The organism is uncultured Imperialibacter sp., assembly GCF_963974565.1.
Classification (GTDB): Bacteria; Bacteroidota; Bacteroidia; order Cytophagales; family Cyclobacteriaceae; genus Imperialibacter; species Imperialibacter roseus.
Genome location: NZ_CAXBCJ010000006.1, coordinates 269,450 through 284,582 on the forward strand (window position 1 = coordinate 269,450; position 15,133 = coordinate 284,582).

14 protein-coding genes are annotated in these 15,133 nt (G+C 47.0%); 12 read left to right on the top strand and 2 right to left on the bottom strand.

The features are described 5' to 3' along the window. The 5 genes from AAC052_RS10930 (at window position 1) to AAC052_RS10950 (ending at window position 5,760) form a co-directional block, all read left to right on the top strand. A complete protein-coding gene (locus AAC052_RS10930) occupies window positions 1–699 on the top strand; it encodes a CoA transferase subunit A (protein ID WP_339813186.1) in 699 nt (232 codons plus the stop codon). A 25-nt stretch (window positions 700–724) separates the two neighbouring features. Beyond that, window positions 725–1,387: a 3-oxoacid CoA-transferase subunit B gene (locus AAC052_RS10935; protein WP_339813187.1), complete on the top strand. Its 663-nt coding sequence runs from the start codon at window positions 725–727 to the stop codon at window positions 1,385–1,387. An 11-nt stretch (window positions 1,388–1,398) separates the two neighbouring features. Beyond that, the gene (locus AAC052_RS10940; protein WP_317492326.1) at window positions 1,399–2,220 is read left to right on the top strand and encodes a M48 family metalloprotease; all 822 of its coding nucleotides are present in this window, start codon (window positions 1,399–1,401) and stop codon (window positions 2,218–2,220) included. A 10-nt stretch (window positions 2,221–2,230) separates the two neighbouring features. Beyond that, window positions 2,231–2,566, top strand: a complete 336-nt coding sequence (gldC, locus tag AAC052_RS10945) for a gliding motility protein GldC (protein WP_317492327.1) — start codon at window positions 2,231–2,233, stop codon at window positions 2,564–2,566. A 452-nt stretch (window positions 2,567–3,018) separates the two neighbouring features. Continuing rightward, the gene (locus AAC052_RS10950; protein ID WP_339813190.1) at window positions 3,019–5,760 is read left to right on the top strand and encodes an outer membrane beta-barrel protein; all 2,742 of its coding nucleotides are present in this window, start codon (window positions 3,019–3,021) and stop codon (window positions 5,758–5,760) included. A 26-nt stretch (window positions 5,761–5,786) separates the two neighbouring features. Here the strand turns inward: AAC052_RS10950 and AAC052_RS10955 are convergent, their stop codons facing one another. Beyond that, on the bottom strand, window positions 5,787–6,500 hold the full coding sequence (locus AAC052_RS10955; protein WP_317492329.1) for a LytTR family DNA-binding domain-containing protein: 714 nt from the start codon (window positions 6,498–6,500) through the stop codon (window positions 5,787–5,789). Then, the gene (locus AAC052_RS10960; RefSeq protein ID WP_339813192.1) at window positions 6,478–7,578 is read right to left on the bottom strand and encodes a histidine kinase; all 1,101 of its coding nucleotides are present in this window, start codon (window positions 7,576–7,578) and stop codon (window positions 6,478–6,480) included. The genes AAC052_RS10955 and AAC052_RS10960 overlap by 23 nt, the downstream gene beginning before the upstream one ends. A 209-nt stretch (window positions 7,579–7,787) precedes the next feature. Here AAC052_RS10960 and AAC052_RS10965 point away from each other — a divergent pair, with 209 nt between their 5' ends. The 7 genes from AAC052_RS10965 to AAC052_RS10995 all read left to right on the top strand — a co-directional run bounded on the left by AAC052_RS10965 (window position 7,788) and on the right by AAC052_RS10995 (window position 15,106). After that, on the top strand, window positions 7,788–8,156 hold the full coding sequence (locus tag AAC052_RS10965; protein WP_317492331.1) for a MotA/TolQ/ExbB proton channel family protein: 369 nt from the start codon (window positions 7,788–7,790) through the stop codon (window positions 8,154–8,156). Between the two features lie 369 nt (window positions 8,157–8,525). Next, a complete protein-coding gene (locus AAC052_RS10970) occupies window positions 8,526–9,749 on the top strand; it encodes a carboxylate--amine ligase (RefSeq protein WP_317492332.1) in 1,224 nt (407 codons plus the stop codon). 19 nt (window positions 9,750–9,768) lie between these two features. Next, a complete protein-coding gene (locus AAC052_RS10975) occupies window positions 9,769–11,757 on the top strand; it encodes a hypothetical protein (protein ID WP_339813196.1) in 1,989 nt (662 codons plus the stop codon). After that, the gene (alr, locus tag AAC052_RS10980) at window positions 11,751–12,908 is read left to right on the top strand and encodes an alanine racemase (RefSeq protein WP_317492334.1); all 1,158 of its coding nucleotides are present in this window, start codon (window positions 11,751–11,753) and stop codon (window positions 12,906–12,908) included. Before AAC052_RS10975 ends, alr begins: the two co-directional genes overlap by 7 nt. An 80-nt stretch (window positions 12,909–12,988) precedes the next feature. Beyond that, entirely contained in the window at window positions 12,989–13,870 is an 882-nt protein-coding gene (locus AAC052_RS10985) for a mechanosensitive ion channel domain-containing protein (RefSeq protein ID WP_339813199.1), read from the top strand. A 114-nt stretch (window positions 13,871–13,984) separates the two neighbouring features. Next, window positions 13,985–14,308, top strand: a complete 324-nt coding sequence (locus AAC052_RS10990; protein ID WP_317492336.1) for a hypothetical protein — start codon at window positions 13,985–13,987, stop codon at window positions 14,306–14,308. A 171-nt stretch (window positions 14,309–14,479) separates the two neighbouring features. After that, the gene (locus tag AAC052_RS10995; protein WP_317492337.1) at window positions 14,480–15,106 is read left to right on the top strand and encodes a carbonic anhydrase family protein; all 627 of its coding nucleotides are present in this window, start codon (window positions 14,480–14,482) and stop codon (window positions 15,104–15,106) included. The last annotated feature ends 27 nt before the right edge of the window (window positions 15,107–15,133 follow it).

The following is a 15,133-nucleotide window of genomic DNA, read 5'->3' on the forward strand; positions in this document are numbered from 1 at the left end:
ATGATTAGCAAAGTTGTGAAAAATGCCGAAGAAGCAGTGGCCGACATCCACGATGGATCGGTATTGATGCTTGGGGGCTTCGGACTCTGCGGCATCCCCGAAAATTGTATATCTGCCTTACTTTCAAGCGGCGCAAAGAACCTGACATGTATTTCAAACAATGCGGGCGTAGATGACTTTGGCATTGGCCTGCTGCTGAAAACCAGACAAGTAAAAAAAATGATTTCCTCTTATGTGGGAGAAAATGCAGAGTTTGAGCGGCAGCTGCTGAGCGGTGAGCTGGAGGTAGACCTGGTTCCTCAGGGTACGCTGGCCGAAAGAATAAGAGCAGGCGGCGCTGGCATCCCAGCCTTCTTCACCCCTGCCGGTTACGGCACCGAAGTGGCCGAGGGAAAAGAAGTAAGGGAATTCGATGGAAAAAAATATTTGTTAGAAGCCTGGTTGAAAGCAGACTTTTCGCTGGTAAAAGCCTGGAAGGGAGACACCGCCGGGAACCTGGTTTTTAAAGGAACAGCAAGGAATTTCAACCCTATGATGGCCACAGCTGGCCGAATTACCATTGCTGAAGTAGAAGAGCTGGTGCCTGCCGGCACACTCAACCCCAACGACATTCATACACCGGGTGTTTTCGTTCAGCGAATTTTCCAGGGAGTGAACTACGAAAAGCGCATCGAGCAAAGAACAGTTCGCCAGGCATAATTGCAGCTATTTAAATATTCAACCAATGGGATTAGACAAAATAGCCATCGCCAAAAGAATAGCCCAGGAGGTAAAGGACGGCATGTACATCAACCTGGGCATAGGCATACCTACTCTGGTGGCCAACTACCTGCCTGACGGCATCGACGTGGTGCTGCAATCGGAAAATGGCCTGCTGGGCATAGGCCCCTTCCCTACCGAAGATGAAGTAGATGCTGACCTGATCAATGCCGGTAAGCAAACGGTGTCGATGATACCTGGCTCCTCGCTTTTCAGCTCGGCCGACAGCTTTGCCATGATCCGTGGGGGGCATATACATTTGACTATTTTGGGCGCCATGGAGGTGTCGGAAAATGGCGATATCGCCAATTGGAAAATCCCTGGCAAGATGGTGAAAGGCATGGGTGGAGCGATGGACCTGGTAGCTTCTGCAGACAACATCATAGTGGCCATGCAGCACAAAAGCAAAGACGGCCAATCGAAGTTATTAAAAGAGTGTACACTACCTTTGACGGGCATTCGGTGCGTGAAGAAAATAGTGAGCGACCTCGCCGTGCTCGAAGTGCTATCGGAAGGCGGGTTCAAGCTGCTCGAAAGAGCTCCCGGCGTAAGTGTGGAAGAAATAAAAGCTTCCACAGCTGGCAAGCTTATTGTGGAAGGTGAGATTCCTGAAATGAGGATTAATTAAACATAACATAAATGAAAATTCTTAAAAGCTTTTGGATTGCAGGTCTTCTTTTAGCCGTCGTTTCCTGTAAAAAAGATGATGACGATGGTGGTGGGTTGCCTGTCTTTTTCTCTTTGCAAAATGATATTGATCTGGGTAAGCAGGTGAGTGATGAGATTGCTGCCAATCCTACGGAATATCCGGTTCTGGACGAAACAGAGTATGCCGAAGCGTATGCCTACCTTCAGGGAATAACGGACGAAATCCTGAACAGCGGCAAGATTGAGTACAGAGATGAATTTGCATGGAAAATTCATATTATCCATGATGACGAAGTGCTCAATGCATTTGCAACGCCTGGTGGTTATATTTATGTATACACAGGTTTGATCAAATACCTTGACCAGGAAGACGACTTAGCTGGCGTAATGGGTCATGAGCTTGCGCACGCTGACAGAAGGCACAGTATGCAGCAAATGCAGAAGGCATATGGTCTTCAGCTCGTGCTCAACGTTATCCTTGGGCAAAACCCTTCAAAGCTGGCAGAAATTGCTGGCGCTGTTGCCGGAAATGCAACCACCCTGGCATTTAGCCGTGACAACGAATCGGAGGCTGACGAGTATTCTGTCATTTACCTGGCTGAAGGCAAATATGCCTGCAATGGCGCTTACAGCTTTTTCCAAAAGCTGCTCGACAGCAATCAGGCAGGAAAAACACCGAAATTCCTAAGCACACACCCGGATCCAGCATCAAGGGTGGAAGATATTAACGCCAAGGCAACTGAGCTGGGCTGCGACACCACTCCTCTTGCGCCAGCCTCTTACGAGGACTTTAAGAATAGTTTACCTGAATAATAAAGCATTAATGAACAAGTCAGAAATACGTTTTACAGTTGAAATGGACGAAAACAGGGTCCCGGAAAAGATAGTCTGGGATGCCGACGAAAAGGCGGGTGAAGAGCTCAGCGAAACCAATGCAATTGCGTTGGCCTTGTGGGATGCTGATCAAAAAAACACGCTCCGTATCGACTTGTGGACAAAAGATATGGAAGTGCCTGATATGAAACGTTTCTACATAGACTGCATCGGCGGCATGGCGCAGAGCGTGCTCAATGCCACCGGAGACGAGTTTATGTCGCAAGAAATGAATGCACTATGTGACAAACTGGTCACCTACCTGCAAAAAGAAGGGGAGCAATAAGCTCTCCTTCTTTTTTGCGAATAAACCTTACCCGATCCAGCGTTTCGCCCTTTCTTCCCTCCCATTTGATGCCTATGACCTACCCATCAGACCAACTTTGCAATGGTGGATATTGCCTGGCAACTCCATTCAATGCGGCACCCGTCAACAGAATAATGGCCCCCTGTGTTTGGCCCGGCAGCATTTCGTGACAATTTTTAACAACTCCGTACCATTCAACCGGTGAAATAGCATTTTAAAAAATTACAATTTCACTATTCTAATATGGGGTCTACTTTTATCGGATAGTTAATAGCACTGTCAGGCACATGAATTTGCCAGTTGGACAATAGATACATCATATACTCAAAAGTGTACTAGCAAATAGCTTTGAAACAACAGTTTGGAACGACAGTTATCAAAGTTTTGATGCACTTATTTCCTGTTTCTGTACTGTTAGCAATACTAATTAGATGTTAAGAACTCTTACCATTACGTTCCTATTATTTTCGCTTCTCAGAGTCCATGGGCAAGCTGTCACCATTTCGGGAACTGTGAAGGGAGCCAACGATTACTTAGGTCTCCCCGGTGCTACCGTACTGGGTGAAAAACTAAGCTCTCCTCCTGCCTCTTTGGGTGTGGTCACTGATCTTGAGGGAAAATTCAAGCTTGAGAAGGTGGAGCCGGGCAGCTACCGTTTTCAGTTTCAATATATCGGATATCAGACGGTGACAAAAAATGTAACTGTCGGCATAAAGGACATTTCCTTTGGAGACATTCTACTGGAAGAAGAGACCAAGACGCTTGAAGAAGTAAAAGTTACTGCCCAGGCTATGATGAGTGAGCAGAAAGGAGATACCTCTGTTTTCAACGCACTGGCTTTCAAAACAGTACCCGATGCCAGTGCCGAAGACCTGGTGCAAAAGATGCCGGGCATTGCGATGGTGGATGGCGTAATACAAGCCCAGGGCGAAAACGTTCAGCGAATTCTTATCGACGGAAAGCCTTTTTTCGGCGGCGATGTGCAGGCTGCTTTGCAGAGCCTACCCGCTACTGTGATTGAAAGCATTCAGGTGTTTGACAAAAAGAGCGACCAGAGCGAGCTAACCGGGTTTGACGACGGTGAAAGAATAAAGACGATTAATATCATCACAAAGCCCAATCGCAGAAGAGGGCAGTTTGGAAAAACTTCGGTAGGAGCTGGAACTGATCAACGTTATATGGCAGGCGCTAACCTCAATATGTTCAATGGCGACCGTCGGGTTACTATATCAGGCCTTAGCAACAACATCAATATTCTCAACTACTCGGCAAGCCCCAATGCAAGTGCCGACAGCAGAACCCAGGATGGCATCATCAACAACAACGCCATTGCAGTAAACTTTGCTGACACCTGGGCAAAGTCGCTGGAGGTAAGTGGCAGCTACTTGTACAACCACAGGCAGGATGAAACCACCCAAACCAGGTTCAGAGAATATGTGCTCCCGTCCGACTCAGGGCAGGTTTACTCCGAAAGCAGCTACAACAATGCCACTAACGCCGAACACAGGGTGTTTATGAAAGTCGACTACAAGATCAACGACAACAACAGGATCATTTGGCGGCCATCAGCTTCCTTCGGCAATAACATCCGCAATTCCAACTTCCTCGGTCGCACAACCTCGGATTTTGGCCCGGTGAACCAAACCGAAAACAGCTCGTCGTTCGATCTCTTTGATTTGGACTACTTCAATAACCTGATGTACAACCATCAATTTGAAAAAAAGGGGCGTGCATTCACGATCAACCTCCGAAACGGCTTTCACGTCAATACCGACGACAGGTACAGGCTGGCCGAAAATATCTTCTATCAATCGGCTGACAGCAGTCAATTGCTCAAGCAAAATATTGAGTGGAACCGAAAAGGACACGACTGGAGGGTCAACGCTTCCTATACTGAGCCCGTGGGTGCCAACGGACGAATTGAACTGGAGCATACAATGGGCGACAGAATCAATGACTCTGACAGAAGACTGTACGACTTTTCGGAGCAGTTCGATGACTACACCCTACTCGATGAGGCGTTGAGCAACACCTTCGACAACAGCTACTTTACACAGGAAACAGAGCTGGGTTACCAATACACACTAAAAAAACTTACTGCGCAGGTAGAGGTGGAATATCAGGACGCCAAACTGAAAAATGACCAGCAGTTTCCAAGGGAATACACACTCAATCGGCGCTTTAATAGCGTGTTACCGTCGTCCCGGTTTCGCTACAAGTTTACCGACAATACCAATATCGAACTAGATTACCGCACCTGGACCAGAGAGCCACAAATAGGACAGCTGCAGGACGTAATTGACAACTCAAATCCGCTTCAGCTTCGCACGGGAAATGTGGATCTTAACCAAACATATACCAATAGAATCAGAACCCGTATAAGGTCAAATAACCCCGAAACAAATAGGTCAATGTTTGTTTATGCCCACACCGAGCTCACCAGCAACTACATTGGAACGAGCACCTTTATTGCCGAAGAACAGACAACAGTTGGCGAGGGAGTGATACTTGAAAAAGGCTCTCAGCTAATAAGCCCGGTTAACCTGGGTGGATACAAGGAATTCAGGTCATACCTGAGTTATGGCCAACCCTTCTCGTTGATCAAATCAAATGTCAATTTCAACGGTGGTGTTAACTACACAAGCAGACCTGGCCTCATCAACGACGAGCTCAACCTGGCCAACTCATGGAACTACAGGCTTGGTGTTTCTCTAAGCAGCAACATCAGTGAGAATATTGATTTCAGAGTAGCCACGTGGTCGAGATACAACGTGGTGGAAAACAGCCTGCGGCCTGCACTAAACAACAACTTCTTTAATCAGACTACCCGGATCAACTACAACATGATCTTTGGAAACGGCTTCACATTCAGAACAGACGTAAGGCATCAAATCAATGCCGGGCTTTCTGCGGGTTTCGACAATAGTTTCACTCTTTGGAACATGAGTGTGGGTAAGAAGTTGTTCAAAAACAAGCTTGGCGAAGTGAGTATGAATGTGTACGACATCCTGAAACAGAACAATAATATCCGGAGAAACATATCTGAAATTTACATTGAGGACACCCAGTCGAATGTGCTTAACCGGTATGTGATGCTCTCTTTTACCTACAATTTCAGGCATTTCTCAGTGGGAGCCAGCCAGGAAGACTTCGAGGAGATCAAAACCAACTAGGCAAAATAACGGAGAACCGAAAGAGGCTAAAGGCTTTGGAACCTTAAAAGCACTTCTTCCTTGTAGCTCCGACTGATGGGGATTTCTTTGCCTGCAACATTAACATGCTCATTGGTGAACGACTTTATCTGTGCACTGTTGATCACGAAAGAGCGGTGCGTTCTGATAAAACTGCCAGGCAGGCTTTCCTCAATATGACTGATTCTTTCTTTGGTGATGATGGTCTCGTCAGCGGTGAAAATCTTGATATAGTCGCTATAGCTTTCAATATAAAGAATGTCGTCTAACACAATTTTCACAGTTTTTCTATCTGATTTTACCAATATTGAGGCTGGCACTTGAGTGGCTGCCGTGTGTACTTTTGTGTTGACTTCCATCAACTGATAAAACTTATCTATTGCCTTCATGAACCGCTCCAGAGAAACGGGCTTGAGCAGATAATCCACCACATCCAGGTCAAACCCGTCAATGGCATATTCCCGGTAGGCGGTCACCAAAATGACCTTCGGTCGGTGCTGAAGGGCCTTCAGGAAATCGAGGCCTGTGAGCTTAGGCATTTGAATATCGAGAAAAATGAGGTCGATGGAATGGCTGCGCAAAAGCTGAAATGCCTCCGTGGCCGTGCGGCACTCAGCCACGATTTCGAAGCCACCCATTTGCAGCAAGTAGCCTCTGATCACCCGAATGGCAATCGGCTCATCGTCGACAATAATACATTTACGAGTCGCTTCCGGCATCATCTTTTGGTTTTAAGTCTAACTCCAGGTTTACTATAAAGTGCCGCTCATCATTTTCAATCCTGAGCTTGTGCCTGCCTGGGTACAGCAACTCCAAACGTTTCCTCACATTTGACAGCCCCACCCCGCCAAGCTGCCCCGCCTCCTTTTCAGCTTTCGAGAATGAATTGGTCACTGTGAGGTAGAGCCGCTCGCCTTTAGTTTGGATTGAAATGGATAGAAAAAGCTGCTGATCATCCTGCATAAAACCATGCTTGAATGCGTTTTCTACGAACGGAAATAGAAGAAAAGGTGCGATACTACAATCATTCCCGTTTGCCTGAATATCCAGCTCAAGCCGAAGCCTTTCTTCAAACCGGAGCTCCTCAAGCGCAATGTAATCTCTTATTAATTTGATCTCGTCGGCCAGCGGTACCAATGACTTATTGCTTCTGTACAAAAGAAAGTCGAGCAGTTCAGAAAGCCGCAAGATACTATCAGGGAGCACGTCGGACTTCTCCAGCGCCAAACCGTAGAGATTGTTGAGGGTGTTGAACAGAAAATGGGGATGTATTTGACCCTTGAGCAGTTGCAGCTCTGCTTCTTTGAGTTTAAGGGCTGCTTCGAGACTGGCACTTTTCAGTTCGGCCCTCTCCCGCTCGGCTTTCATCCAAAGTCGCAGCAGCTTAAGAGCAACTCCCAGCAGCACGATGGAATAAAGGCCCACGGGCTGAAATATGAAATCGCCTGCTACAGGCCCTAGTTTCTCATAGTTGTATTCGGCGATGGAGATATAAGTGAGGGCAATAACCCACATCTGGAAATACATCGACACAATAAGTGTATACACGAAATACAATATGAACTTACCATAGTTCCTCGTCAGAAGGTACTTAGGCACAAGGCTGTAATTAATGAAATAAGTGGTGCCCATTGCCACCGGCAACATGAGGCACGCAAAGCGCAGAGAGAAGCCATAGTCGCTACTTATCCTGGCAAAAAAAACCATGAGGAAAGCAAGGGACAACCACCAGAAGACCACGTGGGCCAGCACCCTCCCTCCTTTTGAATAGACCAACTTGTTGAGATAATCGCTTATCATTGCTGCAAAATGCCGATAAATTCTAAATCATACAGTGAAAGTCGACGAAATGCCATTTTCAGCAGGTATTCTACCAAAAATGTAGAATCCCTCCGAAAATTGGTTTTCCACCGATGTTGACAGCAACTCCGTCTACTTTGTCCATTTTGCCTGGCTAAAAGCCGTATGATTGCCCTGGATGTTTTTTAAACCCTTAAATCTTTACAACTATGTTTGAATTATTTTGGATGGGCGGAATAGAATTCATGTCAATTCTTACGCTAATGTTTCTTGCTGCATTGATCTTCAGCGGGCTTTCTGCCTCAGATATCTTCTCCAAAGGGTTGAAAGGTGACGAAGTCAAAAGAAGACTGGACTATGTAAAGTTCTTTGGACTGCTGGCCCTGGTCACTGGAGTGCTTGGTCAACTCATTGGAATGTTCATGGCCTTCCAGGCAATTGAGCAAATTGGGGAGGTGTCGCAAGCGATGCTAGCTGGTGGGCTGAAGGTGTCAAGCATCACCAGCATCTACGGCATGCTCATTTTCGTTGTCACCAGGCTTATCTGGTTTGGCCTGCACTACAAAGCCAATAAATAGCAGCGGGTTCCATTTTCCCCTGCAATGCAAGCGGGCTACCCATCGTCCAAGCAACTCCACTATTATGTAGGGCAGTTCCGCACGGCAGCATAAAAGTTTGTTTAATAGTTGTTTGGAAAAAGAGGCTTCACTTATGGGGTCTCTTTTTGTAATAATATAACTATTTCAATGATTCATTGACTTATTTAAATGAATCGACATTTTTTTGAACGATCGCTGCCCATATCACCTTGTCTTTAGAGATGCATCGAAGTATCGCAGGACGTGTATGCCTAAATCTGATGGCCGACCGGCTACTCTCCACTAACGGGTTCCCTCTGTCCTCTTCGCATCTTCAATAGATTTCTCACCTTTAAAACCAATATAGATATGGCAAAATGTTTCGCATTAATGGGCTGGAGTTTGCCCGTGATAGAAAGCATGCAAAAACTTGGTAAGCCTTATGTAGTCGTTTCGTTTCCAGACTTCGCACCTTATGCAGCCGAACATAATATTCCCTTTGTTCCCTACCAGCTAGATGAATGGAGCGACACCTCCAATTCCCTGGACCTGGTTGAAAAGCTAAAGCCTTATAACGCTGACGTGGCTGTGCCCCTTTACGAGGAAACGGTGGAATGGGCCGGAGCGCTCAATTCAATTTACAGAAACGACCCACGGGTACTTAACCGGGCTTTTCTTTTTCGAAACAAGGCGATCATGAAGCGGAAAGCCCTCATTGGAGGACTGCGGGTCGGGCTGTTTGAAGAGGTGTATAGCAAAGACGGTGTAAAAGCCTTTATGAAACGCCTGAATGAAGCCAATCTGCAACTGCAAGGTGAAGAGGATAGCTGGGTGCATATCAAGCCCTTTGCTTCGGCCGGCACTGTTGGTCATCGCCTGCTGAAATCGATGGCTCAAATAGACGAAGAATGCGAGGATAGTGATTTCCCATGTCTTGCTGAGAGTCATCTGCCAGGCAGGGAGTTTTCCTGTGAGGCATTTATCCATAAAGGCAAAATCAGGTTCCTCAATATCACCGAATACGTGAAACTGGGGTATTCTAATTTCATTCCCGAAGGCAACTATCTGGAAACAAAGCGTGAATTGATCCACAAGCAGGTGCAGAAAATGGTCGATATTTTCGGTATTGAATTTGGCATGGTGCACCCCGAATGGTTCCTTACTGAAAACGACGAACTGAATTTTGGAGAAACTGCCTGCAGAATTCCCGGCGGGCACATCCTTGAGCTTTGCTCTAAATCATACGAGTTCGATGCGCTTGCTGCGTTTGTCGTGTCTCACGACCCCAATGCAACCGAGGAAGAGCTGGATGCAATTTTCCCTCCGAAGGGCTTCAAACCGAAATATTACCATGGCAACGTGATGATCTATCCTCACAAGCGTCAGTTCTCGAAACTTGAAATACCTGAAGAGCTTAACAACGACCCGTACTTCATTGAGCACAGCCTCGTGCCGCCTTACGAGGGGCAGAAAATCAGTGGAGACCGTGGAGGATTTGGTAATCACTTTGGCACCATCAACTTCAAGGGAGAAGACCCCGACCGGATGACGGAGCTTTTAAAACACTATCAGAAAGTCGATTTTTATGTATAAGCGAAGGTAAACCACCCATATGGAAATAGCATCCGATAGGATATTTGAAAATTTTGAGAAGAGTTTAGAAGAGTTTAAAGAGTCAATTGAGTTAACCAAGCAGGAGAAAGCTACCAAACTGGCAAGCCAGGTAGATATACTCAGCCAATCAAGGAACGGGCTGGTCTACCTGCTTCAGAAAATTGGTGAGCTCGATCGGGCAGGCATTTTTAACAATACAGTTTGGAGTGAGCCTGACAAGCTCATTCCCCAGCTGGTGAAAGGCACTTTGAAAGTAGGTCACCCCACCTCCAGCTTCGAAATTCTGTCTGAGCTGCGGCTGTTAGCCTTTGCAACCGGCATTGAAAAAAGCGACAAAATATCGCAGAAAGACGCTCAAAGCTTTCTGGAAGAGGTGATGGTGCACAACCTTGAGTTTGCTCATCAGGATGTTTCAGAGGAAACCCGCCTTGCAATGCCGGTGAGAGAATTAAAAAAGGCGTTCAATCTCTTTGGCTTCATCGTCTCAGAAATCGACCTGCAGGGTGTGTATGAAAAGCTCGCCGAGGAAATTCGGCTCATTTGTGCTCAACGGCCTATTATGACCCGCAAAGCCAGAGAGCTGATCCGGTTGGTCAATGAGCGTTTTGATACCTCGGGAGACTCCGAAACGGATCGGTCGGTTCGGCTGTACATCAACGCTATTTATGCTCCTTCAGAAGGCGCAAGAAACAATGCCAGCCTCAAGGATTACGAGCATTTCCTTTCGGAAAGCAGCGTGGCTACCTTGGAAAGAGAAGCCAGATCCATGGGCGACCATATGAACGCCACTGGCCTGGTGAGTGGCTACCACTCTCTGCTACTCAAAAAGCTCGTTGCTGACTATGAAGACCTGGTTCCTGTTTGCCTCCACCTCAATGACCGGGGCGTAGCGGAATGGGAAAAATTTCATGGATTGATTTCCACGCTGATCAATGAAACGGTCAGCCCCGACAATTGCCAGTGCATTTATGGACTGGCCCGAATGTTGGGAAAAAGCTTGTTTTCCCGCCGGCCTGTCAGGGTGGGTCTCGAGAACCTCCGCAAAGTTAAGATCCACAGTATGGTGGAGAAGCGGATTAGCAAGTCACTGATCAACAAAGATGCTGATGTAACCGTATTGCAGTACCTGATCGGTGGCACCATCAAAGTGCTGGGGCAGCACCTTGGTGTTGGCCAGGGCAACAACCCCACCTGCCAGTCGGCCAGGGGTATCAGCATGTGGAGCCAACATGCCCCGGCCATGCTCATCGATATGATCATTACGGTGGCCACGCAGAACGATCTGGTTATGCGTTTTGAAAATCAGGACCTGACCTCCAACCAGCTGGGAAAAGGGCTGCTCGACAACCTGGATCACAACCTTGATGTGGTGTCGGTAGTACTCGTGCCTCATTTGGATAAAATCTACAATGAGATGATGAAACGTTCGTCATTTCGGGGAGAGGATCCTCACAAATGGGTAAACCCTGCCATGTACGGCCAGTGGGTGCACGTGGGCTTTGCTTCGTGCTACGACTACCCGAGCAATTCAATCGTTGACTTTGAAGGGTTCGTCAGGATCTTTTACGCCGCCTTCCACCCCGACTACAATGGTCAGCACCAAATGGTGTACCCCAATCCCGTCGGCATTTTCCTTACCACCAACAAAGGAGTGATGGTAGGCCTTCATGCCATCTCGCTGCTTCGGGTAGATAAAAACAAAAAAGGCGAAATGAGAGCCTACTTCCTTAACCCCAACAATGAGGGTCGGCAGGATTGGGGCCAGGGAATTAAACCCACGGTGTTTGGAAATGGCGAGAAGGCCGGGGAATCATCGTTGCCATTTTATCAGTTCGTTGCCAGGGTGTATGCCTTCCACTACAGCGCCCTGGACGTAAAAAGCTGGTTGAGCAAGGTGCCGGAAGAGGAAATTGCCAAGGTAGAGCCCCTGGCTAAGGAAAGCTGGGGAAAATCATATGTCTGGAATCAACAAACCAAATTATGGTAAGACACTCGTCGAGAATTGAGCTGAGCCAATCTTCTCTGGTGAAAAATATCAATTTCATCAGAAAAAAGATTGGGCCTGACGTAAGGATTTCATCTGTGGTGAAAGCCAACGCCTATGGCCATGGCATCGCACAATTTGTGAAGATGGCTGAAAAGGCAGGCGTTGATCACTTTGCTACTGCATCAGCTTTTGAAGCCGAAGAAGTGTTGGCTGCCAAGTCGGAAAAGGGTGGCATCATGATCATGGGCATATTGTACGACCAGGACATCGAGTGGGCCATTGAAAACGATATTGAATTTTTTGTTTTCAATTACGCCCGGCTACCTCTGGCAATGGAAGTAGCGAAAGGACTTGGGAAGCGTGCAATGGTACACATTGAAGTAGAAACTGGTGCCAATCGCACGGGCATGAATGCTAAGGAGTTTCCAAAAACGCTCACTTTCCTCAAGAAAAACGCAGCCCATGTCGAGTTCAAAGGGCTATGTACGCATTTCGGCGGTGCCGAAAGCTTCGCTAACCAATTCAAGATCACCTCTCAGCACAAGCGTTACAAGGACTTCCTTCGGGAGTGCAAACAAAAGGGCATCATGCCCGAGTACCGGCACATCGCCTGCTCAGCCGCTGCATTGGCGATGCCCGACACTGTATATGACATGGTGAGGATTGGCGTGGCTCAGTATGGTTTTTGGCCGAGCCCGGATATCTACTACACCCACTTGCAGGAAACAGGCAAGCCGTCCGATGGGGCTCTGAAAAGGATTTTCAATTGGAAGACGGATGTAATGGACGTGCGTGACATAGACCCTGGTGAGTTTATTGGCTATGGTACCTCCTATCAGGCCACGCAGAAAATGAAGGTGGCTGTGATGCCGTTGGGCTACTCTAACGGCTACCCCAGGGCGCTGTCTAACCGGGGGCATGTGCTCATTCACGGCAAAAAAGCCCCGATAGTAGGGCTAATCAACATGAACCTGTTTATGGTAGATGTATCCCATATACCTGGCGTAGAAGTGGGCGACGAGGTGGTGCTCGTAGGTCGGCAGAAAAACAACACCATCAATATCAGCTCTTTCACAAACGTGACTCAATTGATCAACAACGAAATGCTCAGCCGATTGCCGGCGGCCATCCCCAGGAAAATTGTCAAATAGCCTGTTGCACTAATTTGATTCCATAGTTTAAATAACTGTCGTTGTTCCATAGATTTGCATCGCCATTAAAACACTATTCCATGGCCAAGCGATTTGTGGATTTTAAGAAACTAAGAAACTTCCGTCTTCTTCGCAGGATTTTCTTCCTGCTTATTTTTCTCGGCATCGAAGAAGGGCTGAAATGGGCCGACAACCTGGGTTATATTACGATTCCAACCTACCTCGATAAGTCTTTTGAAGTCGTGCTGTGGACCCTCGGCTCACTTATTGTCGTTACCATTGTTTTACGCCTTACCGAAAATCGGGTCTTCCGGTTCAACGACGATGAAGTTGACCTGGAGCAGCGGATTCTCTTTACCAAAATTTACTCCAACACTCTTTATCTGCTCGTAGCGGCCGTCGTATTCTGGAAAATGGGATTGGAGATTGAAAACATCACCATTTTCCTGGGCCTTATCACCACGGGCGTAGCCTTTGCCGTTCGGGACGTCATTAACTCCTATTTTGCGTGGTTTATTATTCTCACCAAACATCCCTTTCGCATAGGTGACTATGTGAAAATTGGAGATGAGGCAGGCACTGTAGAACGCATCGGCACTTTCTTCGTGACTTTACAAAACCCAGGCGCCACAGATTTTATCAAAGTGCCAAACAATACCCTGCTCAGCAAAGCCATCATCAACATGGGCAAAAACCGGGTAATGCACACGGTAAAATTCCCCGTCAAAATCATTCCTCCGGATATTCAGGCCAGGATGGATAAGTTGGATGAATTGGCAAAATCGATAGTGAGCGAGAAAGTATCCCCAAAGACTCAAATTCAGGCTGATGGCGGTACGATCTGCCTTTACATTGTTCTAACGCTGCCAGTAGGCCAGGTAACCAGGCGCACTGAATTCATTGTGAAGGCCAATGAAGTGCTGTCAGACATCATTGCTGAACCAAGAGCGCTTCTTTCATAAAAAACATACCTGTTAAAATTTGATTAGCATTAAAAGCAAGGCCATATTGGTAGGGTTCATTTTCAAATTATCACTATTTTTGACCATATTCAGCAATGCCAAGTGGCGGCTTAAATGAAATTTCTATTTAAAATACTATCTATTGCTTTGCTAAGCCTTCTCATAGCGACCGAGGCCCAGGTTGTCTTGTTGGTTTTGGCTAACGACAGTACTCCATTGGAAGACATCGAATTAACCGAGTTGGGTGAAACCGAAAGCGGTGGCGAAGAAAAGAACGACAACAGCGGTGAGGAAGTAGAAAAATTCTTTTCAGCGCATCAGCTGGTTTTCAACAACGCCCCGGTCAGTGTTCATGACCGCTATTTTGTATACAAGAGGTCATCGCAAAAGAACCTACATTTTGAGGTAATTTCCCCGCCTCCACAAGCCTTTTGTTAATGCACTCTTCGGTCTGTGCTTCTTTCCCGTTCAGCACCTGTAAGCATACTAAATATGCTTATATTAACAAACTGGAAAGAAGAAGGAACGCAAACGTTCAGATCATAGGGCTTCTGCGGCTACACTGCACGCCATCACAACAATTCCATTCATTTTAACTAACAAGAAACTGTGAAAGCACATACTAAAGAAACTCAAGCCACAATGACTCCTGCAAAGGCGCTGGAGTTTCTCAAGCAAGGAAACGAACGTTTCCAAAACAACCTTAAAGCCAACCGCAACCTGTTGGAGCAAGTCAACGATACGAGCGAGGGGCAGTGGCCTTTTGCCGTTATTCTTAGCTGCATAGACTCCAGGGTTTCAGCAGAGTTGGTGTTCGACCAGGGGTTGGGTGACATTTTCAGCGTGCGTATCGCTGGCAACTTCGTCAACGAAGACATACTGGGCAGCATGGAGTTTGCCTGCAAAATAGCCGGGTCTAAGCTCGTGGTTGTGTTGGGCCATAGCAAATGCGGCGCCATCAAAGGAGTATGCGACAATGTGACCATGGGCAACCTGACAGCCCTCATGAGCAAACTCAAGCCTGCGGTGGAGGCTGTGAAGGAGCCGAGCGAAAACAGGAATTCTGGCAACGCTGACTTCGTAGACAACGTCGCTCAAATGAATGTGAGAATGACGATAGGCAATATCAAAAGCAGAAGTACTATTCTCAACGACATGTTTAGCAAAGGAGAAATTGGGATCGTTGGCGGCATGTATGATGTTGAAACCGGTGTAGTCCGGTTTTTTGAAGATTAATTACACGATGTAATTAAAAAGGGAACC

What these genes read in the sequence shown, in the direction of transcription:
- AAC052_RS10930 (WP_339813186.1), top strand. Translation starts at nt 1, where the DNA reads ATGATTAGCAAAGTTGTGAAAAATGCCGAAGAAGCAGTGGCCGACATC.
- AAC052_RS10935 (WP_339813187.1), top strand. Translation starts at nt 725, where the DNA reads ATGGGATTAGACAAAATAGCCATCGCCAAAAGAATAGCCCAGGAGGTA.
- AAC052_RS10940 (WP_317492326.1), top strand. Translation starts at nt 1,399, where the DNA reads ATGAAAATTCTTAAAAGCTTTTGGATTGCAGGTCTTCTTTTAGCCGTC.
- gldC (WP_317492327.1), top strand. Translation starts at nt 2,231, where the DNA reads ATGAACAAGTCAGAAATACGTTTTACAGTTGAAATGGACGAAAACAGG.
- AAC052_RS10950 (WP_339813190.1), top strand. Translation starts at nt 3,019, where the DNA reads ATGTTAAGAACTCTTACCATTACGTTCCTATTATTTTCGCTTCTCAGA.
- AAC052_RS10955 (WP_317492329.1), bottom strand. Translation starts at nt 6,500, where the DNA reads ATGATGCCGGAAGCGACTCGTAAATGTATTATTGTCGACGATGAGCCG.
- AAC052_RS10960 (WP_339813192.1), bottom strand. Translation starts at nt 7,578, where the DNA reads ATGATAAGCGATTATCTCAACAAGTTGGTCTATTCAAAAGGAGGGAGG.
- AAC052_RS10965 (WP_317492331.1), top strand. Translation starts at nt 7,788, where the DNA reads ATGTTTGAATTATTTTGGATGGGCGGAATAGAATTCATGTCAATTCTT.
- AAC052_RS10970 (WP_317492332.1), top strand. Translation starts at nt 8,526, where the DNA reads ATGGCAAAATGTTTCGCATTAATGGGCTGGAGTTTGCCCGTGATAGAA.
- AAC052_RS10975 (WP_339813196.1), top strand. Translation starts at nt 9,769, where the DNA reads ATGGAAATAGCATCCGATAGGATATTTGAAAATTTTGAGAAGAGTTTA.
- alr (WP_317492334.1), top strand. Translation starts at nt 11,751, where the DNA reads ATGGTAAGACACTCGTCGAGAATTGAGCTGAGCCAATCTTCTCTGGTG.
- AAC052_RS10985 (WP_339813199.1), top strand. Translation starts at nt 12,989, where the DNA reads ATGGCCAAGCGATTTGTGGATTTTAAGAAACTAAGAAACTTCCGTCTT.
- AAC052_RS10990 (WP_317492336.1), top strand. Translation starts at nt 13,985, where the DNA reads ATGAAATTTCTATTTAAAATACTATCTATTGCTTTGCTAAGCCTTCTC.